The organism is Aquitalea pelogenes, assembly GCF_001515305.1.
Lineage (GTDB): Bacteria > Pseudomonadota > Gammaproteobacteria > Burkholderiales > Chromobacteriaceae > Aquitalea > Aquitalea pelogenes.
Genome location: NZ_LNQV01000027.1, coordinates 22098 through 41104, shown reverse-complemented (window position 1 = coordinate 41104; position 19007 = coordinate 22098). Strand labels below are relative to the sequence as shown.

General features: G+C 61.3%; 16 protein-coding genes, 3 tRNA genes and 3 pseudogenes. 10 read left to right on the top strand and 12 right to left on the bottom strand.

Annotation, left to right across the window (positions count from 1 at the left end; all coding sequences use genetic code 11):
- Window positions 1-101: 101 nt before the first annotated feature.
- The 4 genes and pseudogenes from AWT75_RS12765 to edd all read right to left on the bottom strand — a co-directional run bounded on the left by AWT75_RS12765 (window position 102) and on the right by edd (window position 4800).
- Window positions 102-1526: a sensor histidine kinase gene (locus tag AWT75_RS12765; protein WP_062789417.1), complete on the bottom strand. Its 1425-nt coding sequence runs from the start codon at window positions 1524-1526 to the stop codon at window positions 102-104.
- Window positions 1519-2214 carry a response regulator transcription factor gene (locus AWT75_RS12760; protein WP_045846537.1) on the bottom strand — a complete coding sequence of 232 codons (696 nt, stop codon included), beginning with the start codon at window positions 2212-2214 and terminating at the stop codon, window positions 1519-1521. The genes AWT75_RS12765 and AWT75_RS12760 overlap by 8 nt, the downstream gene beginning before the upstream one ends.
- A gap of 126 nt (window positions 2215-2340) precedes the next feature.
- The gene (locus AWT75_RS12755) at window positions 2341-2964 is read right to left on the bottom strand and encodes a bifunctional 4-hydroxy-2-oxoglutarate aldolase/2-dehydro-3-deoxy-phosphogluconate aldolase (protein ID WP_045846536.1); all 624 of its coding nucleotides are present in this window, start codon (window positions 2962-2964) and stop codon (window positions 2341-2343) included.
- A gap of 1 nt (window position 2965) precedes the next feature.
- A pseudogene (gene edd / locus AWT75_RS12750) lies at window positions 2966-4800 on the bottom strand (phosphogluconate dehydratase).
- Window positions 4801-5049: 249 nt separating this feature from the next.
- Here edd and zwf point away from each other — a divergent pair.
- From zwf to pgi, 5 genes are all read left to right on the top strand, one after another.
- Window positions 5050-6528 carry a glucose-6-phosphate dehydrogenase gene (gene zwf / locus AWT75_RS12745; protein ID WP_045846534.1) on the top strand — a complete coding sequence of 493 codons (1479 nt, stop codon included), beginning with the start codon at window positions 5050-5052 and terminating at the stop codon, window positions 6526-6528.
- Between the two features lie 132 nt (window positions 6529-6660).
- On the top strand, window positions 6661-7338 hold the full coding sequence (gene pgl / locus AWT75_RS12740; protein ID WP_062789416.1) for a 6-phosphogluconolactonase: 678 nt from the start codon (window positions 6661-6663) through the stop codon (window positions 7336-7338).
- Window positions 7319-8296: a glucokinase gene (locus AWT75_RS12735; RefSeq protein WP_062789415.1), complete on the top strand. Its 978-nt coding sequence runs from the start codon at window positions 7319-7321 to the stop codon at window positions 8294-8296. Before pgl ends, AWT75_RS12735 begins: the two co-directional genes overlap by 20 nt.
- A gap of 3 nt (window positions 8297-8299) precedes the next feature.
- Window positions 8300-9151, top strand: a complete 852-nt coding sequence (gene hexR, locus AWT75_RS12730) for a transcriptional regulator HexR (RefSeq protein ID WP_045846531.1) — start codon at window positions 8300-8302, stop codon at window positions 9149-9151.
- 5 nt (window positions 9152-9156) lie between these two features.
- The gene (gene pgi / locus AWT75_RS12725) at window positions 9157-10806 is read left to right on the top strand and encodes a glucose-6-phosphate isomerase (RefSeq protein WP_062789414.1); all 1650 of its coding nucleotides are present in this window, start codon (window positions 9157-9159) and stop codon (window positions 10804-10806) included.
- Window positions 10807-10886: 80 nt separating this feature from the next.
- On the opposite strand, the gene AWT75_RS12720 is transcribed toward pgi, so the two are convergent.
- From AWT75_RS12720 to AWT75_RS12710, 3 genes are all read right to left on the bottom strand, one after another.
- Window positions 10887-11636: an outer membrane protein OmpK gene (locus AWT75_RS12720; RefSeq protein WP_062789413.1), complete on the bottom strand. Its 750-nt coding sequence runs from the start codon at window positions 11634-11636 to the stop codon at window positions 10887-10889.
- Between the two features lie 178 nt (window positions 11637-11814).
- Complete coding sequence (locus AWT75_RS12715; RefSeq protein WP_062789412.1) at window positions 11815-12486, bottom strand: pirin family protein; 672 nt, start codon at window positions 12484-12486, stop codon at window positions 11815-11817.
- A gap of 63 nt (window positions 12487-12549) precedes the next feature.
- Window positions 12550-13404, bottom strand: a complete 855-nt coding sequence (locus tag AWT75_RS12710; RefSeq protein ID WP_062789411.1) for a pirin family protein — start codon at window positions 13402-13404, stop codon at window positions 12550-12552.
- A 125-nt stretch (window positions 13405-13529) separates the two neighbouring features.
- On the opposite strand from AWT75_RS12710, the pseudogene AWT75_RS23520 reads away from it, so the two are divergent.
- Window positions 13530-14084 (top strand): annotated as a pseudogene (locus tag AWT75_RS23520) (LysR family transcriptional regulator); the annotation flags it as partial.
- A 101-nt stretch (window positions 14085-14185) separates the two neighbouring features.
- Window positions 14186-14575 carry a LysR substrate-binding domain-containing protein gene (locus tag AWT75_RS23515; RefSeq protein ID WP_338021301.1) on the top strand — a complete coding sequence of 130 codons (390 nt, stop codon included), beginning with the start codon at window positions 14186-14188 and terminating at the stop codon, window positions 14573-14575.
- On the opposite strand, the gene AWT75_RS12700 is transcribed toward AWT75_RS23515, so the two are convergent.
- The 4 genes from AWT75_RS12700 to AWT75_RS12685 all read right to left on the bottom strand — a co-directional run bounded on the left by AWT75_RS12700 (window position 14505) and on the right by AWT75_RS12685 (window position 15645).
- Window positions 14505-15176, bottom strand: a complete 672-nt coding sequence (locus AWT75_RS12700) for a GntR family transcriptional regulator (protein ID WP_062789410.1) — start codon at window positions 15174-15176, stop codon at window positions 14505-14507. The genes AWT75_RS23515 and AWT75_RS12700 overlap by 71 nt on opposite strands.
- A gap of 166 nt (window positions 15177-15342) precedes the next feature.
- Window positions 15343-15418, bottom strand: a tRNA-His gene (locus tag AWT75_RS12695).
- 54 nt (window positions 15419-15472) lie between these two features.
- Window positions 15473-15549: transfer RNA gene (locus tag AWT75_RS12690), tRNA-Arg, on the bottom strand.
- Window positions 15550-15568: 19 nt separating this feature from the next.
- A tRNA-Pro gene (locus tag AWT75_RS12685) sits at window positions 15569-15645 on the bottom strand.
- A 261-nt stretch (window positions 15646-15906) separates the two neighbouring features.
- Here AWT75_RS12685 and folD point away from each other — a divergent pair.
- The 3 genes and pseudogenes from folD to AWT75_RS12670 all read left to right on the top strand — a co-directional run bounded on the left by folD (window position 15907) and on the right by AWT75_RS12670 (window position 18392).
- Window positions 15907-16757: pseudogene (gene folD / locus AWT75_RS12680) on the top strand (bifunctional methylenetetrahydrofolate dehydrogenase/methenyltetrahydrofolate cyclohydrolase FolD).
- Window positions 16758-16913: 156 nt separating this feature from the next.
- Entirely contained in the window at window positions 16914-17777 is an 864-nt protein-coding gene (purU, locus tag AWT75_RS12675; RefSeq protein ID WP_062789409.1) for a formyltetrahydrofolate deformylase, read from the top strand.
- A 9-nt stretch (window positions 17778-17786) separates the two neighbouring features.
- Window positions 17787-18392, top strand: coding sequence for a hypothetical protein (locus tag AWT75_RS12670; protein WP_062789408.1), 606 nt, complete (start codon window positions 17787-17789; stop codon window positions 18390-18392).
- A gap of 252 nt (window positions 18393-18644) precedes the next feature.
- On the opposite strand, the gene AWT75_RS12665 is transcribed toward AWT75_RS12670, so the two are convergent.
- Window positions 18645-19001, bottom strand: a complete 357-nt coding sequence (locus AWT75_RS12665; RefSeq protein WP_231588836.1) for a thioredoxin family protein — start codon at window positions 18999-19001, stop codon at window positions 18645-18647.
- Window positions 19002-19007 lie beyond the last annotated feature (6 nt).

Below are 19007 nucleotides of genomic sequence, written 5' to 3'. Positions count from 1 at the left end.
ACATGCCATTGGAATGAAATCAATAACTTCAAGGCACTGAACTGGTGCTGCTATGCAGCAAAATGGTGCGCTGTAGTGTGTCAACTACACTACTGGACAGTTTATTCAGCTTCGTTTTCCTGCTTGAAAAACAGGCTGGCACACAGGCCATGGGGCGGGTTGTCGCTCAGTTCCACCCTGGTGTGATGGCGGCGGGCAATCTCCTGCACGATGGCCAGACCCAGCCCGCAGCCCTTGCCCCCCACGCTGTTGTTGACCCGGTAAAAGCGCTGGAACACCTTTTCGCGTTCCGCCGCGGCTATGCCGGGGCCGTTGTCGCGCACGGCCAGACACAGCTGCGTCCCCTTGCGGTGCAGTTCCACCGTGATTTCACCACCCGGCGGGGTGTACTGGATGGCATTGTCCAGCAGGTTGGCCAACAGTTCGCGCAGCAGGCCGGCATGGCCCTGCATCAGCATTTTTTCATCGCTGCTGTCCAGGCCCAGGTCCAGCCCGCACGCCAGCGCACGCGGCACGGCCTCGGCGGTGACTTCGCGCGTCAGCTGGTTGAGGTCCAGCAGGCTGCGCTGCAAGCCGGTTTCCGGTTCGGCACGGGCCAGCGCCAGCAGCTGGTTCACCAGGTGAATGGAGCGGGCCACGCTGGTTTCCACTTGCTCCAGCTGGCGGCAGGCGCGCGGTATGTCCGGTGTCTGGCCTTGCAGTTCGGCCTTTACCAGTTCGGTTTGCGACTTGAGCCCTGCCAGCGGCGTGCGCAATTGATGCGCGGCATCGCCAATGAAGCGCCGCTGCTGGTCCACCTGCTTGTTGACCTCTTCCAGCAGGCTGTTGATGGCGGCGGTCAGGGTGCGGACTTCGGCCGGGGCATTGTTGACTTCGATGGGGGCCATATCGCGTGGCGAGCGGTTTTCCACCACCCGGCGCAGGCGGCGCAGTGGCGACAGGCCACGGCTGATGCCGGCCCACACCAACAGACTGGTCAGCAGCATCAGCCCCAGCAGGGGCAGGCCCATGTCCAGCAGGATCTTGCGAGTGAGTTCGGCACTCAGGGCGCGGCTTTTAGCCACTTGCACCAGCATCAGCTGTGGTTGTTCCGGCGTGCCTGCCAACAGGTACAGGGCCGCCACGCGCACATCCTGGCCCTTCATGCTGGCGTTGTAGAAATAGCTGTTGCCCGCCTTGGCCACCAGCTCATGCGGTGGCGGCGGCATGCTGGGCTCGCCCAGCAGGAATGCGGAAGGCGGCGAGCTGACCATGTAATACACCCGGTCGCTGGGGTCTTCTTCCAGGATTTCCCGTGCGGCACGGGGGAAGTCGACATAAAAACCATTGCCAAACGGCTTTACCTGCCGCGCCAGCGCGCGTGATGTCTGCGCCAGCGTCTGGTCGATGACCTCATTGGTGTAGCGCACCGCCATGGCATGCGCCAGCATGGCCGCCGCCAGCCACAGCACCAGTTGCGGCAGCAGCAGCCAGATCAGCAGCTGGCGGCGCAGTGACAACTGGCGCGGACGGGCGGTTTCAGTCATCGGCAGCCTGCATCAGCAGATAGCCAAGGCCACGTACTGCGCGGATACCTACGCCGCTGCCATCCAGCTTCTTGCGCAGGCGGTGAACATACACTTCCACCGCATTGCTGCCGATTTCCTCCCCCGCACCGGTGAGGGCGGCAGAAATCTGCTCCTTGGTCAGCACTTTTTCCGCCTGGCTCATCAGGATGAACAGCAGTTCCAGCTCGCGCGCCGACAGCTCCAGCGGCTGGCTGCCCGCCCAGGCGCGCTGGGCGCCGGGGTCCAGCCGCAGGGTGCCAAAGTGCAGTTCTTCCCGTTGCAGCACGTCGCGTTGCGGGTCGATGGCGCGCTGCCGGCGCAGCAGGGCGCGGATGCGGGCTTCCAGTTCCGGGAATTCGAACGGCTTGACCAGATAGTCATCCGCACCGGCATCCAGCCCGGCCACACGGTCTTCCATGCTGTCCAGCGCGGTGAGCAGCAGGATGGGCAGCGCGGGTTGATGCACCCGTACATTGCGCAGCACCTTCAGGCCGTCCTGACCGGGCAGGCCGATATCCAGGATCACCGCATCAAAGTGCTCGGCCAGCAATACCTGCTGGGCTGTCAGGCCATTGTCGCTATGACTCACGGCAAAACCCAGCTGGCTCAGACGGGTGAGCAGGGCGTCGGCCAGCACGGCATCATCTTCGGCCAGAAACAGTTTCATGGGACGGCAGCATCGGGAAAGGAAGGCTTGATGGTAGTGCAGATTAGCCGGGCTGTGCCATCACCGCGCGGTGTGCGGTGCAGCAAAAAGCCCGCACATGGCGGGCTTTGACGGAGTGGGGCAGGTTTACTGCGCCAGTGCGCTGGCCTGCTTGGCCAGTTCGGTGATGCGGGCCCAGTCGCGGTTGGCAATGGCGTCTTCCGGGGTCAGCCAGCTGCCACCAACGGCCAGTACGTTTGGCAGCGCCAGGTAGTCCTTGGCCTTGGCCAGGTCAATGCCGCCGGTCGGGCAGAAACGCAGGTCCGGCAGCGGGCCAGCCAGCGACTTCAAGAGCTTGATGCCACCCACGGCTTCGGCCGGGAACAGCTTGAGGATGTCAAAGCCCTCGTCCTGCGCGCGCATGGCTTCGGACGCAGTGGCCACGCCCGGCAGCAGGGTAAGGTTGGCATTGCGTGCGGCAGAGGCCAGCTCCGGGGTCAGGCCGGGGCTGACGCCAAACTGGGCGCCAGCGTCCAGCGCGGCTTCCAGCTGGGCACGGTTGCGCAGCGTACCGGCACCCACGATGGCGCCGGGTACTTCGTCACGCATGCGGCGCATGGCAGCCAGGGCCGCCTTGGTGCGCAGGGTGACTTCCAGCACGCGGATGCCACCATCTACCAGCGCACGCGCCAGGTCTACCGCTACAGCGGCGTCATTTACCACGATGACCGGTACGACCGGTCCCTGGCGCAACAGGGTCAAAGCGTCCATATCAGTTTCTCCACAGCGGGTGATGGAAGCTCATGGCACCAGCTTCCGCGGCGTCGGCGGATTCGCGGAATACTGCGAACAGCTCACGTCCCACGCCAAATTGATTGTGTGCAAGGTCGGCACGCGCCAGTTCGCGTGCAGCCCATTCTTCGGCCGGTACTTTCACTTCCAGCGTGCCGGCCACGGCATCCAGTTTCACGATGTCGCCATCGCGAACCTTGCCGATACTACCGCCCAGGACGGCTTCCGGCGAGACGTGGATGGCAGCGGGCACTTTGCCTGACGCGCCGGACATGCGGCCATCGGTGACCAGTGCCACGGCAAAGCCGCGTTCTTGCAGGATGGACAGCGCCGGGGTCAGCTTGTGCAGTTCCGGCATGCCGTTGGCGCGCGGGCCCTGGAAGCGGATGACGGCGACAAAGTCGCGTTCCAGCTCGCCGCGCTTGAACGCAGCCAGCATGTCGTTCTGATCGTTGAATACGATGGCCGGTGCTTCCACGATGCGGTGTTCCGGCTTGACGGCGGATACCTTGATCACGGCGCGGCCCAGGTTGCCAGCCACCACGCGCAGGCCGCCATCGGCGCTGAACGGGTCGGCCACGGTGCGCAGCACGCTGTCGTCGCCGCTCACGGCGGGAGCCGGACGCCATTTCAGCGTGCCATTGTCCAGCCACGGTTCGTTGGCATAAGCCGACAGGCCACGGCCGACGATGGTGTCTACGTCTTCATGCAGCAGACCGGCAGACAGCAGCTCGCGGATGACAAAGCCCATGCCGCCTGCGGCGTGGAAGTGGTTCACATCGGCCTTGCCATTGGGGTAGACGCGGGTCAGCAGCGGGATGATGGCCGACAGTTCGTCAAAATCGTCCCAGTTGATGTCGATGCCGGCGGCGCGGGCAATGGCCACCAGGTGCAGGGTGTGGTTGGTGGAACCGCCGGTGGCCAGCAGGCCGACAATGGCGTTGACGATGGATTTTCATCAATCATGCGGCCAACCGGGGTGAAGTTCTCACCCTGGGCGGCAATGTGGGCGGCCTGACGGGCGGCAGCGCGGGTCAGTGCCTCGCGCAGCGGCGTACCCGGATTGACGAAGGCGGTGCCCGGCAGATGCAGGCCCATGATTTCCATCATCATCTGGTTGGAGTTGGCCGTGCCATAGAAGGTACAGGTGCCGGGGCCGTGGTAGGACTGGCACTCCGATTCCAGCAGCTGATCCCTTCCCACCTTGCCTTCGGCGAACAACTGGCGCACCTTCGCCTTGTCGTCGTTGGCAATGCCGGTGGTCATCGGCCCGGCCGGAACAAACACCGCCGGCAGATGGCCGAAGGTCAGCGCGCCAATCATCAGGCCAGGAACAATCTTGTCGCACACGCCCAGATACAGGCTGGCGTCGAACATCTGGTGTGACAGGGCCACCGCGGTGCTCATGGCAATCACGTCACGCGAGAACAAGGACAGCTCCATGCCCGGCTGACCCTGGGTCACGCCGTCGCACATGGCAGGCACGCCACCGGCAAACTGGGCGGTAGCACCGGCCTTCAAGGCTTCTTCCTTGATCCAGGCCGGGTAGGCTTCCAGCGGCTGGTGGGCGGACAGCATGTCGTTATAGGCAGACACGATGGCCAGATTGGGGCGGTGTGCCTCTTTCAGGTGAATCTTGATATTGTCCGGCATCGCCGCAAAGGCGTGAGCCTGGTTGGTGCAGGACAGCTGGGCGCGTTCCACCTTGCCCTGCTGGGCGGCGGCCTGAAGATGATCCAGATAGGCAGCGCGACGTTCGCGGCTGCGATCTATGATGCGCTGGGTAACGGCGTGCAATACCGGGTGCAGGGCCATGGCGATTCCCGTGATGAATGTGGGTAAATGGTAGTTTTACTACACTTAAATTGCAAGAATTCAGCCAGTGCCTTGCCGTGGCAAAATGGGGGTGATTAGCACGAAAGTCGCTCCAGTAAAGGATTGTGTCGTTTTATGCCCGATTGGACAGGTGTTGCTTTCTGCGGATTATCCCGGCAACACACATGGACATGGCAAAATCGGGTGGTAATATAACTACATTGCAAATGCACAAGACGGAAGATCACTATGGATAACCGTAGCACGCCCACCCCGGCCTTCGATATGGTGCTGTTCGGTGGTACTGGCGACCTGGTAATGCGCAAGCTGTTGCCGTCGCTGTATCAGGCCCATGCCGCCAGCCTGCTCAACCAGCAAGGCCGTTTGCTGGCGCTGGGTCGCAAGGCGATGAGCCGCGACGACTACCTGGCGCTGGTGGAAAAGAATGCACGCCAGCATATCAAGGAACACTTCGATGCGGCGGCCTGGGAATCCTTCCGTGCACGTATCGACTATCTGCAGGTTGATGCCGGTGAAGCTGCGCATTATCCGGCACTGGCCGAAGCGGTGGGCCAGCATCCGGAACGGGTGGTGGTCTGTTATCTGGCCACTGCGCCCAATCTGTTTGCCGGCATTTGCGAAAACCTGGCTGCCGTGGGACTTAACCGCCCCAATGTGCGCGTGGTGCTGGAAAAGCCGCTGGGTATCGACCTGGATTCGTCCAACGAAATCAACGATGCGGTGGCTCACTTCTTCAAGGAAGACCAGCTGTACCGCATCGACCACTATCTGGGCAAGGAATCGGTACAGAACCTGATGGCCATCCGCTTTGCCAACGCGCTGTTCGAACCGCTGTGGCGCCGCGAGTGGATTCACGATGTACAGATCACCATTTCCGAAGACCTGGGTGTCGGCACCCGTGGTGACTTCTATGATGGCACCGGCGCGCTGCGCGACATGGTGCAGAACCACTTGCTGCAATTGCTGTGTATCGTCGCCATGGAGCCGCCGGCCAATATGGAAGCCGACGCGGTGCGTGACGAAAAACTCAAGGTGCTGAAGGCACTGCGCCCGTTCAGCGAGCAGGATGTGGCCAACAAGACCGTGCGCGGCCAGTACAAGGCCGGTGCGGTGGCCGGTCAGCCGGTGGTGGGCTACTTGCAAGAGCAAGGCATTCCGGCTGATAGCCAGACCGAAACCTTTGTCGCCCTCAAGGCGGAAATCGACAACTGGCGCTGGGCCGGTGTGCCTTTCTTCCTGCGTACCGGCAAGCGCATGCAGGAGCGGCTGGCGGAAATCGTCATCAACTTCCGCGACGTGCCGCACCAGTTGTTCTCCGGCCCCTTGAGCGGCAGTCACACCGCCAACCGCCTGGTGATCCAGTTACAGCCGGAAGAAAGCATCCGCCTGTACTTCCTGGCCAAGGAACCGGGCGACACCATGCGCCTGCAACCGGCCTACCTGGACCTGGACTTCTACAAGGCCTTCAAGGTGCGTCGTGCCGATGCCTACGAACGCCTGTTGCTGGATGTGATCCGCGGCAAGCTGGCCTTGTTCATGCGTCGTGACGAGCTGGTGGAAGCCTGGCGCTGGGTGATGCCCATCATGGAATGCTGGCAGAACAGCAGCAACACCCCGCCCAAGCAATACACGGCAGGCACCTGGGGCCCGGCGGCTTCCAGCGCCCTGCTCAGCCGCGACGGCATCAGCTGGCACGAAGAAAGCTGACCGACCTGACCCGTCCGGGCCGCCGCACTGGCCTGCCCGGACAGGACAATTCATAACAAGCCGGCCAGCAAGAGCGGCAATCACCCGGTGTCATGGATATCAGGGGCCGGGTGCAAGGTGAGGATGACATGCATGCAATGGTTTGAATTTCCCGATGCACCGGCCAGCGCCGCCGCCCTGGCCGCTACCGTGGCACAACGCTTGTCGGCCGCTCTGGCGCGCGATGGTCGCGCCGTGCTGGCTGTTTCCGGTGGCAAATCGCCGGTTCCCTTCTTTCACGCGCTGCGCAGCCAGCAGCTGGACTGGTCGCGCGTGCTGATCACACTGGTGGATGAACGCTTCGTCCCGCCGGATCACCCGGACAGCAATGCCGCGCTGGTGCGCGAACATCTGTTACAGGATGCCGCCGCTGCCGCCCGTTTCCTGCCGCTGGTGGGCGATGCCCGTGATGACGTCACCGAACTGGCCGCCGCCAATGCCGCTTACCAACAACCGACTGTCGCCGTATTGGGCATGGGTGAGGACGGCCATACCGCTTCGCTGTTTCCCAGTGCTGACGCGCTCGCTGACGGGCTGGACATGGCCCGCAGCCTGCCCTTGCTTGCCGTCCAGCCGCTCACCGCGCCGCACCTGCGCTTCAGCATGAGCAAGGCCGCCTTGCTCGCCTGCGACAGCCTCATCCTGTCCATTCAGGGGGCGGGCAAACGCCAGGTGTTCGATCAGGCTGCGCAAGGTATCAACGACAGCCTTCCCATCAGCCATTTCCTGTTGCAGACGGAGTGCCCCATCGATGTCTACTGGACTGCCTAATACCTGGCCGCGGCTGCTGGCCGATATCGGCGGCACCAATGCCCGTTTCGCCCTGGAAACCGCGCCTGGCGTGCTGGAAGACATCCTGGTGCTGCCCTGTGCCAGCCACCCCACGCTGGAAGCGGCCATGCGCAGCTATCTGGCCGAGGTGGGCACCCGTGCGGTGGCCCATGCCGCCATCGGCATTGCCAACCCGGTGACGGGTGACTGGGTGCAGATGACCAATCACCACTGGGCGTTTTCCATTGAAGCCACCCGTCAGGCACTGGGTCTGACCTCGCTGATCGTCATCAACGATTTCACCGCGCTGGCGCTGTCGCTGCCGCACCTGCCACGTCAGGAACTGGTACAGGTGGGGGGCGGCGAAGCGGTTGCTGGCAGCCCGCTGGCGCTGATTGGCCCTGGCACCGGTCTTGGCGTGTCGGCCCTGATTCCGGCACCGGGTGGCTATATGCCGCTGGCCGGTGAAGGTGGCCACGTCAGCTTTGCCCCGTTTGACGAGCGCGAGGCTGCCATCTGGCGCTATGCGCGCGATCGCCATGGCCATGTATCGGCCGAGCGCTTGCTGTCCGGCCCGGGGCTGGTGCTGATTTACCATGCACTGGCGGCACTGGCCGGTGAACCGGAGCAGGACCTGTCCGCTGCCGACATCACCGCCCGTGGCCTGTCGGGCGACTGTCCGCGCTGCCGCGAAACGCTGGATGCCTTCTGCGCCATGCTGGGTACGGCGGCGGCCAATCTGGCGCTGACGCTCGGCGCCCGTGGCGGGGTATACCTTGGCGGTGGTATCGTTCCACGTTTGATCGACTACTTCAAAACGTCGCCATTCCGCCCACGCTTCGAGGACAAGGGCCGTTTTTCCGCTTATCTTGCGGGAATTCCGGTGTTTGTCATCAACAGCCGTTACCCTGCGCTGATCGGCGCGTCGGCAGCGCTGGCGGCGCACCTGGAGCACTGACCCATGCTGGAAAGAATCAAGTCTCAGCTAGAAGCCCTGTCTTCGGCCGAACGCAAGGTGGCCGAACTGGTGCTGGAGCAGCCCTACACCATGATGCAGGCCGCAGTGGCGGATATCGCCCGCAATGCCGGCGTCAGCCAGCCCACGGTGATTCGCTTCTGCCGCTCCATGGGCTGCTCGGGCCTGCCCGATTTCAAGCTGAAACTGGCCGGCAGTCTGGTCACCGGCGTGCCTTATGTGCATTCCAGCGTCCGGCCGGAAGACCCCACCTCGGAAATCGTGGCCAAGGTGTTCGACAACACCGTCACCGCACTGCTCAAAAGCCGTAACGACGTCAACCCGCAGGCCATCGAAGCGGCCATCGAGGCCATTTCCCGCGCCCGACGGGTGGAGTTCTACGGTCTGGGCAACTCCGGCATCACCGCCGCCGATGCCCAGCACAAGTTCTTCCGTTTCGGCATTTCCACCGTGGCCTATGCCGATACCCACATCCAGATGATGGCGGCCTCGGTACTGGGGCCGGACGACGTGCTGGTGGCCATTTCCAGCTCCGGCCGCTCGCGCGAGCTGCTGGATGCGGTGGAAGAAGCCACCGCTTCCGGGGCCACCGTGGTGGCCATCACCGCCAGTGGTTCTCCCCTGGCACGTGCCGCCACCATCGCCCTGATGGCGGACACCCAGGAAGACAATGAAACCTACAGCCCGATGATTTCCCGCATCATCCACCTGGTGCTCATCGACGTGCTGGCCGTGGGCGTGGCCTTGCGCCGCGGCCCCGGCGTGATCGGACAACTAGAAAAAACCAAGCACAGTCTCAAAGCAAAGAGACTGGCCGAACGGACAGAAGAGGATTAATCATCATGAGCGAACTGACCCAACTTCCCGCCTGGCAAACCCTGTGGGACCACTTTGCCGATGCCAAGCAGCTGCACATGCGCGAGCTGTTCCAAAACGACCCGGAGCGGGCCGAACGTTATGGCCTGGAAGTGGGTGGCCTGTTCCTCGATTACTCCAAGAACCGCATCACCGACGAAACCCTGAAGGGCCTGATGCAACTGGCGCGCGAAGCCGGGCTGCCGGAACGCATCAAGGCCATGTTCAAGGGCGAAAAGATCAACAGCACGGAAAACCGCGCCGTGCTGCACGTTGCCCTGCGCAATCGCACCAATTCGCCCATTTTCGTTGATGGCGAAGACGTGATGCCCAAGGTGAATTCCGTGCTGGAACGCATGGGCAAGTTTGCCCACGCCGTGCGCTCCGGCGAGTGGCTGGGTTATACCAACCAGCCCATCACCGACATCGTCAACATCGGCATTGGCGGCTCGGACCTGGGTCCGCTGATGGTGTGCAGTGCGCTGCGCCCGTTTGGTCACCCGCGCATGAACATGCACTTTGTCTCCAATGTGGATGGTGCCCAGCTGAAGGAAACCCTGAAGAAGGTGCATTCGGAAACCACCCTGTTCGTGGTGGAATCCAAAACCTTCACCACCCAGGAAACCCTGACCAATGCACTGACCGCGCGTGACTGGTTCCTGCAGCGTGCGCGGGACGAAAAAGCGGTGGCCAAGCACTTTGTTGCCGTATCCACCAACCAGAAAGCCGTGGCGGATTTCGGCATCGACCCGTCCAACATGTTCGAATTCTGGGACTGGGTGGGTGGCCGTTACAGCCTGTGGTCGGCCATCGGCCTGCCCATCATGCTGTATCTGGGTGAGGAAAACTTTACCGAGCTGCTCAACGGTGCGCACATCATGGACCAGCATTTCCGCAATGCACCGTTCGAGCAGAACATGCCGGTGCTGCTGGCCATGATAGGCATCTGGTACATCAACTACTTTGGTGGTGGCAGCCACGTGATTGCGCCGTACGACCAGTACCTGCATCGCTTGCCGGCCTTCATCCAGCAGCTGGACATGGAGTCCAACGGCAAGCAGACCCAGCTCAATGGCAACCCGGTCAATTTTGAAACCGCGCCCATCATCTGGGGTGAAACCGGCATCAACGGCCAGCATGCCTTCTTCCAGCTCCTGCATCAGGGCACGCATATTTCGCCGATCGACCTGATTGCCTCGCTGGAAAGCCGTGGCAGCCTGCCGGGTCACCATGAAATCCTGCTGGCCAACGTGTTTGCCCAGGCCGAGGCCTTCATGCGCGGCAAGACCGCCGACGAAGTACGCGAAGAACTGGACGCGCAAGGCATGAAGGGCGATGCACTGGAAGCACTGGTGCCGCACAAGGTATTTGCCGGTAACCGTCCCACCAATACCTTGCTGATGAGCTTCCTCGACCCGCGCAACCTGGGTTCGCTGATTGCGCTGTACGAGCACAAGATCTTTGTGCAAGGCGTGATCTGGGGCATCAACAGCTTCGACCAGTGGGGGGTGGAGCTGGGCAAGCAACTGGCCAAGACCATTCACGCCGAACTCACCGGCAAGCTGAAAACGGCCGAGCACGACAGCTCCACCCGCCGCCTGATCCAGCTGTACCGTCAGGCCAACAAGAGCAAGTAAGCGCACTGGCTGAGCCAAGGGCCACCCTCAAAGAAAAACGCTCCGGATGGAGGCGTTTTGCATGGGACTGACAGCGAAGATCAGAAATTGTACTTGGCGCTGTAGATCACCGCGTTCTGGTACTCGGACGAGCCCAGCTTCTGGTCGGCATAGCGGTATTGCACGCCGGTGGTGAATCGCTTGTTCACATTCCACCACAGGGCGATGGCACCGTTTTCGCCGGTGTTGTGCTTGTAGTTGGCCACGAATTCGTGCTTGCGGGCGAATTCGGTTTCATGCCACTGGGTCACCAGGAAGGACTGACCAAAGGCGCTGAACGGGTACAGCAGCACATAGCCGGCCATCCAGCCGTTGTAGCCGGAACCGATGCCGAAGGAGTCCAGCTCGTTGTGCGCGCCAATGAACGGCTTGATGGTCAGGTCGCCGTACTTCAGTTCGGTGCTCAGGCCCAGGACGCGGTTCTGGCTGAAGAAGTTGTTGCCACGGGTGTCGTAAACGTGTGCGTACAGTTGTACCGGTACGTTGCCCACCTGGGTCAGGTTGAAGCGGCCAATGGCCTTGGTGGTGTAGCGACGGTCATAGCCGTTCAGGCCGTCGCCACTCTTGCCCGGGTTTTCCAGGTCGAAGAAGCCGTAGACATCACCCCAGTTGCCACCCATGCCGCCTTCGGCTTCCAGGTAGCCGAAGTCTTTCTTGCCGCTTTGCTCGGTGGTACGGGAAGACCAGTCGAGGTAGTTGGCACTGACATTGGCAAAGGACCAGTTGTCGGCATGCGCCAGGGTGGAGCCGCTGATCAGAGACAGGGCCAGCAGCAGTTTGCGAGCTTTCATTTTTTCCGCCTAAGTGAACTTTTTTTATGTAAAACCCGCAGGTCAGACCATACGGGGGCGCGCAGGGTAGCGCACAAGTCTCTACATTGAAAAGTTTCAGTTCAAGCGACGTAACATTTCAGCAACATTATGAAAACGGGCTGTATTGCTGTTGGACAATATGCAGCAAATGTCACCATCAGCGGACATTGGCTGGCAAGTAGGCGCTATCCGGCCAGCCATAGCGCAACAGGCTGATGCTGCCGCTGGCCAGGTAAATACCGCGCTCGGCAAAGCCCGGCGGAATCTCCAGTGTTGCTCCGGCATCCATGTCCACCACGGCATACAGTGCGTCACCGGGAAAGGCTACCGGTGCGCTGCGGCCCCAGGCATGGCCCACTACCAGTTGTATGCGGCTGCCATCCTGCTGCCATGAGGGCAGGGCGTCGCGGTCGTAGTGGATGAAGGCCGGTTCGCATTCCTCCAGTGCCACCGGCAAGGCCAGCCACAGTTGCAGGCCTTCCACCGGGGTACCGCTGCTGCGGATGTCCTCCGGAATGCGTTCCGAATGCACGATGCCACGCCCGGCAATCATCAGGTTGGCCGCGCCCGGCTCAATGCGCTGCACGCTGCCCAGGCTGTCACGGTGCATCAGCGCGCCGCTGAACAGATAGGTGAGGGTGGCCAGGCCGATATGCGGGTGTGGCCGCACATCGTTGTCGCGTTGATCCAGATTGAAATGGGCCGGGCCCATGTGGTCCAGAAAAATGAAGGGACCGATATGACGGGCAGTGCGGCTGGGCAGCAGGCGGCGCACCGGAAAGCCGATATCGCTGACCTTGGCGCTGATGCGTTCGCTCCATGTATGCATGGTGTGGGCTCCTGCTGACAGGGCCGCCGCCGTGAGGGCGACAGCCGCTGTCTGCGTGTTGGTTCAGAAACGACCGTTGCGGAAGTCGTCAGCCGCCGCTTCCAGTTCGGCGCGGGTGTTCATCACGAACGGTCCCCACTGGGCAATCGGCTCGTTCAGGGGTTTGCCGGCCACCAGCAGGAAGCGCGCTGGTGCGTCACTGGTCACGCGGATGCCACCGGCAGTCGCATCATTGGCCAGAATGGCCATCTGGCGCTGCTTGACCACCTGGCCGTGACTGCCAGCCTCCAGCTCGCCCTGATAAACATAGATGAATGCATTATGGCTTGCCGGAATGGAGAGGAATTCTTCCTGTCCGGCGGCCAGATGCACGTCCAGATACAGCGGCTCGGTATCCAGACGCTGGATGGCAGCGGGCTGCTTGTCCACGCAACCGGCAATCAGGCGCAGGCGGCTGCCGTGCCCGGTTTGCAGTTCCGGAATTTCCGCCGAAGGAATATCCCGATACCACGGGTCCATCATCTTGTTCTTGGCCGGCAGGTTCACCCACAGCTGGAAGCCATGCATCAGGCCGTCTTCCTGCTCTGGCAGCTCGGAGTGAATCAGGCCGCGCCCGGCGGTCATCCACTGTACGCCGCCCGGCCCCAGCAGGCCTTCCTGCCCGGTGCTGTCGCGGTGGCGCATGCGGCCATCGAGCATGTAGGTGACGGTTTCGAAGCCACGGTGCGGGTGGTCCGGGAAGCCGGCAATGTAGTCATCCGGATTGTCCGAACGGAATTCGTCCAGCATCAGGAAGGGGTCCAGCCGGCGTTGCAGGTCGTGGGTCAGTACCCGCAACAGGCGGACACCGGCACCATCGGAAACCTCCATGCCATTGATCAGGCGTTCCACTTCGCGGCTGATGTTGTGCGTGCTCATCTTGCATCTCCTTGTCGTGGCCGGCGCTGCTGGGCCTGGCCGTTGATCATGGACTGCATTATTGCAGTGGAAATTTGAATAAAAAAGCGCAAAAATCAGTAGTAATCAATCTGAAAATCAAATAAATGAAACAAGCCAGAACTACCTGGGAGCAGTGGCAGGTCTTGCAATGCATTGTCAGTGAAGGCGGTTTCGCCCAGGCAGCCAGGGCCATGCACCGCAGCCAGTCATCGGTCAGTTATATGGTGGCGCAATTGCAGGAGCAGCTGGGTGTGCCCTTGCTGCAGGCACAAGGGCGGCGCATGGTGCTGACAGCAGCAGGCGAGGTGTTGCTGCGCGATGCACAGAACGTGCTGGCGGCATCATTGCGGCTGGAGGAGAAGGCGCGTTCCTTGCTGCAAGGCTGGGAGGCCGAAGTGCGGCTGGCGGTGGACAGCCTGTTTCCCACCCCGGCGCTGTTGCCGGCGCTGGGGCAGTTTGCCAGTCATTGCCCCAGTACCCGCCTGCAAATGCACGAGGTGGTGATGTCCGGCGCGGATGATGCGCTGCATGGCCAGCAGGTGGAGTTGGCGGTGGCGGGGCGGGTGCCGCAGGGTTTTCTGGGTGACTGGTTGCTGGAGGCGGAGTTTGTCGCCTGTGCCGCGCCGGACCACCCCTTGCACCGGCTGGGGCGGGCGCTGGAAATGGAAGACTTGCAGCAGCATGTGCAAGTGGTGTTGCGCGATTCCGGCCAGCGCAGCCGCGCGATGAAGGCTGGCTGGGTGCCTGGCAGCGCTGGACGGTGTCGCAACCGGAAACCGCCATTGCCGCGGTGGAGCAGGGCTTTGCCTTTGGCTGGCTGGCCTGGCACCGCATTGCCCCTGCGGTGGCGGCGGGCAGATTGCGGCCATTGCCGCTGGCGCATGGCGGTTTGCGCAAGGCGGCCTTGTATCTGGTGCTGGCCGACCCCTCGCAGGCGGGTCCGGCTACCTTGCAACTGGCCGACTGCCTGCGGGCCGAGGCTGAGCGCTGGCGCGATGGCTTATCAGCCGTATCAGCCAAGCTGAAAGCAAAACGACCAGCGCAAGGCTGGTCGTTTTGTGGCAGTAGCGCAGGCGGCGTTAATGGCCTTGCTGGCCTTGCAGATAGTGCTCCAGCGCATGACCGGCCGACAGGATGTGAAAACGGATGAATTCCGCAGCTTCTTCGGCGGCACCTTGCTTGCACAGTTCCAGCAGGCGGGTGTGTTCTTCGTGCGCGCGTTCCATGGTGCGAGTGAACAGGATCTGCATCCGGGTGTAGCGGTCGGTCTTGTTGTGCAGCTGTTCAATCAGCGCCAGGGTATTGGGGCGCTTGGCGGCGCGATACAGTGCCAGGTGGAAGCGCGAGTTGAGTTCGCCCCAGTGGCGGACGTCATTCTTTTGCAGCGCCAGCTCGAATTCGTGCAGGGTTTGTTCTGCCAGCACGATGTCGGCCGGGGTCTGACAGGGAATGGATGCCTTCAGCACCGCGCTTTCCAGCATGGCGCGGATTTCCAGCAGTTCCAGCACGTCTTCCAGCGACAGCTTGGACACCACGGCGCCCTTGTGGTCGATGATCTGGATCAGTCCTTCGGCTTCCAGCTGGCGCAGGGCTTCACGTACCGGCACCCGGCTGACGCCGTATTCGTTGGATAGGGCTTCCTGGCGCAATTGCTGGCCATCAACAAACTCACCCGAGAGTAGGCGCTGGCGAAGCGATTCGGTTACGGCACTGGTCAGCGTCTGGCGCTTGATCGGCTGCAGGGTAGTCATGGTTTTTTAGGATCTGTCAGTCAATCGGATAAATGCAAATGGATTCGATTATACGGTGCTTCCATTGTCAGACAAGAGGGGATCGCGATGCTTTTTGTCGCAAATGTGAAAGATTTTGCCATTGGAAAAGAAAAACCCGGCCAAAGCCGGGTTTTTCTTGCAAGACTGGGGTGGATGATGGGGCTCGAACCCACGACAACAGGAATCACAATCCTGGACTCTACCAACTGAGCTACATCCACCACAGGGTACTGCATTCTACTACAACTGCCAGTGACTACAAAAAACTGGGATACTGGCGCGCCCGACAGGAATCGAACCTGTAACCCCCGGCTTAGAAGGCCGGTGCTCTATCCAGTTGAGCTACGGGCACTCACTTATCGGGCTTTTTCTGGTCGGGGCGGCGGGATTCGAACTCGCGACCCCCTGATCCCAAATCAGGTGCGCTACCAGGCTGCGCTACGCCCCGACGACAGAGAACGCAACTATACGGATAGCCCCTTTTGCTGTCAACACCGTCTTGCAATCTTTTTTTGTCCGCCACCTGCTTGCCCGCTGCGGCAGGATGGCCAGCCTGCAGGAGAGCCTCGACTAACTTCATGATAAATAGATGCTTATTGTGTGAATTTTGCTTTACGTGAAATTATTCCTAATGTATTTTTGTAGTTTCGTAAAAAGCCAAAAAATGAGAAAATTGCCGCCTCTTTTCAAGTTCCATACGGAATCAGGCATGGCGGCGCAACTCATTGATGGTAAGGCAGTAGCAGAACAACTCATCGCCAAGGTAGGCGAAAGCGTGAAACAGCGTGTGGCGGCAGGCAAGCGTGCCCCCGCACTGGCAGTGATCCTGGTTGGCAACGACCCGGCATCCAGTGTCTATGTAGGCAGCAAGAAGCGTTCTTGCGAAAAAGCAGGCATCCGTTCGGTTGCCTACGATCTGCCGGCTGAAACCAGCCAGCAGGAATTGCTGGACATCATTGATACCCTGAATGCCGATGCCACCGTGGATGGCATCCTGGTTCAGCTGCCGCTGCCCAAGCAGATCGACCCGCAAGCCGTGATCGAGCGCATCGATCCGAAGAAGGATGTCGACGGTTTCCATCCCTATAATATGGGCCGTCTGGCCATCAAGATGCCGCTGCTGCGTCCGTGCACGCCGCGTGGTGTGATGACCCTGCTGGAAGAATACGGCATCGACCCCAAGGGCAAAAAAGCCGTGATCGTGGGTGCATCCAATATCGTTGTCGTCCGCAGGCGCTGGAAATGTTGCTGGCACGTGCCACGGTGACGGTATGTCACAGCGCCACTGCCGACCTGGCACATGAAGTGGCCCAGGCTGACATCGTGGTGGCTGCAGTGGGCATTCCCGGCTTCATCAAGGGTGAGTGGATCAAGCCCGGTGCCGTGGTGATTGATGTGGGCATCAACCGCCTGGATACCGGCAAGCTGGCTGGCGATGTGGAATTTGCCACCGCTGCCGAGCGCGCCAGTTTCATCACCCCGGTGCCGGGTGGTGTCGGTCCGATGACCGTGGCAACGCTGTTGCAGAATACGCTGGATTCGGCCAATCTGAACGCCTGATCCCGTCACCGGCAACCAGCGCCACAGGCTGCAGGGAGTAGTCATCCCTGTGGCGTGTGGCGTTTGTCTTTTGCCGGATGGTGACGGCGACGCGGAATTGGCAAGTGACAGCCGCAAGGCTGCCGTTGATCATGTAATGACAAAGAGACTGTAATAATGAGCAATACCCGTCAATCGGCCACGCTGCTGATCAGTGCGCCGGACAAGAAGGGCCTGGTAGCGGCCCTGGCCAATTTCCTGATGACTTACAACGCCAACATCATGCATGCCGACCAGCATCAGGATACCAGCGAGAACCTCTTCCTGATGCGTATCCAGTGGGAGCTGGACGGTTTTACCCTGCCGATGGATGCATTTGCCGCTGCGTTCCAGCCGATTGCCGCCGAGCACAACATGACCTGGAAGGTTTCCCTGTCCAGTCGCAAGCCGCGCATGGCCATTTTCGTATCCAAGTACGAACACTGCCTGGTGGATTTGCTGCACCGCTGGCGCATTGGCGAGCTGAACTGCGACATTCCGCTGGTGATTTCCAATCACGAAGATTGCCGCCGTCTGGTTGAGTTCAACGGCATTCCCTTCCATGTGATCCCGGTGACACGCGAGAACAAGGCCGAGGCCGAGGCCGAACAGTTCCGCCTGCTGGAAGAGGCTGGTGCCGATTTCATCGTACTTGCGCGTTACATGCAGGTGCTGTCCGGTGAGTTCGTCAAACGTTATCCGGACCGGGTGATCAACATCCACCACAGCTTCCTGCCGGCATTCGATGGTGCCAAGCCGTATCACCGTGCCTTTGCCCGTGGTGTGAAGCTGATTGGCGCGACCAGCCATTACGTGACGGAAGATCTGGACGAGGGTCCGATCATCGAGCAGGAAGTCACCCGCATTTCACACCGTGACGATGTGGAAGACCTGATCCAGAAGGGCCGCGACCTGGAAAAAGTGGTGCTGTCGCGCGCCGTGCGCTGGCATGTGGATGACCGCATCCTGTCTTACAGCAACAAGACCGTTGTTTTTGACTGAGCCGGCATCATGCACCGTCTGATTGATGATTTGCTGGGGCTGCTGCGTTTTCGCGTTGGTCCGCTGGAGCAATACCAGTATCCGCGCTGGATGCCGGCCCTGTTGCTGACGGTTCTCGGACTGGTAGCCAGCGGCGGCACCGGTGAGCTGGGCAATAACGTGCTCGGCCGCATGCTGTTCATGCTGATGTTCACCTGGCTGGAAACCTTGCTGTTCACCCAGTTCATCACGGTGTGGTTGCGGCTGGCCAAGTGGCGGCCGGATGGTTCGCTGTTCGGCCTGATCGTATTGTGCAACAGCCTGCAGTTTGTCGAGCCGCTGACCAGCTGGTTGCCGGACGATGCGGCTCTCGGTGCCGATCTGGCGCTGTCCTTGCTGACCATCGCCCTGATGGTGAACAGCATGGCGGTGGTGTCCGGGGTTGCCCGGGTACGCGTGCTGTTGGGGGTGATGCTGTTTGCTCCGGTGGCCATGCTGACGCTGGCAATCAGCCTGCAAATGGCCAGCAGCATGGGCTGGGTCACCATTCCGCAGGACATGCTCAGTGCGGTGGGTGAGGTGTCGACTCCGGCAGACACTGCGCCGGCAGGTGGCAAGGGCAGTAGCGACCTGTAAGGTGCATCTGACCATTTGCCAACGACAAGGGCTGCCCACTGGCAGCTCAGGCTGCTGACAAAGTAATTTGCTGAGATTTCAGCGGACCCGGCAAAGCCGGGCCTTTCGACTAACTCTTGGATTCCGCAGCCTTCCCATCTATTCCCTATCCCCCCGCCCTAACCTTGTAAGGGAGCCTCGCTTTCTGAAAGGAAAGCGAGAGGGGGGGGCCAACAACAAGGGCTGCCCACGGGCAGCCCTTGTTGCTTTATTTCAGGGTTCTTCGCTCGCCGGTGCGGCCAGCAGTTGTTCCAGCGCAGTGTTGATGGCCTGGCGTTGCATGGGGCTGTGCAGCTGGCCGTGATACTGGCCGTCGACAAACAGCAGCAGGGTGGGCAGGTGGAAAATGTCGAAGGCGTGCGCCAAAGCCATGCTCTCTTGCACATCGACATAGGCCAGCTGTTGCAGGCAGTCAGGTTGCCAGCTGTCCAGCAACTGGTGCCAGGCGCGGCATGCAGAGCAGCCGGGTTGGCCAAACAGCACCAGCGTATTGCCGGGCAGGCTTGCCAGCGTGTGATGAAAACCGAATTCGTCCAGCTGTAGCCAGCGGGCGCTGTCCATGCCGGACATGGTGGT

Bases quoted from the DNA above. Each gene is read 5' to 3' on its own strand.
- AWT75_RS12765 (WP_062789417.1), bottom strand. From the start codon at position 1,526: ATGACTGAAACCGCCCGTCCGCGCCAGTTGTCACTGCGCCGCCAGCTG.
- AWT75_RS12760 (WP_045846537.1), bottom strand. From the start codon at position 2,214: ATGAAACTGTTTCTGGCCGAAGATGATGCCGTGCTGGCCGACGCCCTG.
- AWT75_RS12755 (WP_045846536.1), bottom strand. From the start codon at position 2,964: ATGGACGCTTTGACCCTGTTGCGCCAGGGACCGGTCGTACCGGTCATC.
- zwf (WP_045846534.1), top strand. From the start codon at position 5,050: ATGGATAACCGTAGCACGCCCACCCCGGCCTTCGATATGGTGCTGTTC.
- pgl (WP_062789416.1), top strand. From the start codon at position 6,661: ATGCAATGGTTTGAATTTCCCGATGCACCGGCCAGCGCCGCCGCCCTG.
- AWT75_RS12735 (WP_062789415.1), top strand. From the start codon at position 7,319: ATGTCTACTGGACTGCCTAATACCTGGCCGCGGCTGCTGGCCGATATC.
- hexR (WP_045846531.1), top strand. From the start codon at position 8,300: ATGCTGGAAAGAATCAAGTCTCAGCTAGAAGCCCTGTCTTCGGCCGAA.
- pgi (WP_062789414.1), top strand. From the start codon at position 9,157: ATGAGCGAACTGACCCAACTTCCCGCCTGGCAAACCCTGTGGGACCAC.
- AWT75_RS12720 (WP_062789413.1), bottom strand. From the start codon at position 11,636: ATGAAAGCTCGCAAACTGCTGCTGGCCCTGTCTCTGATCAGCGGCTCC.
- AWT75_RS12715 (WP_062789412.1), bottom strand. From the start codon at position 12,486: ATGCATACATGGAGCGAACGCATCAGCGCCAAGGTCAGCGATATCGGC.
- AWT75_RS12710 (WP_062789411.1), bottom strand. From the start codon at position 13,404: ATGAGCACGCACAACATCAGCCGCGAAGTGGAACGCCTGATCAATGGC.
- AWT75_RS12700 (WP_062789410.1), bottom strand. From the start codon at position 15,176: ATGACTACCCTGCAGCCGATCAAGCGCCAGACGCTGACCAGTGCCGTA.
- purU (WP_062789409.1), top strand. From the start codon at position 16,914: ATGAGCAATACCCGTCAATCGGCCACGCTGCTGATCAGTGCGCCGGAC.
- AWT75_RS12670 (WP_062789408.1), top strand. From the start codon at position 17,787: ATGCACCGTCTGATTGATGATTTGCTGGGGCTGCTGCGTTTTCGCGTT.
- AWT75_RS12665 (WP_231588836.1), bottom strand. From the start codon at position 19,001: ATGTCCGGCATGGACAGCGCCCGCTGGCTACAGCTGGACGAATTCGGT.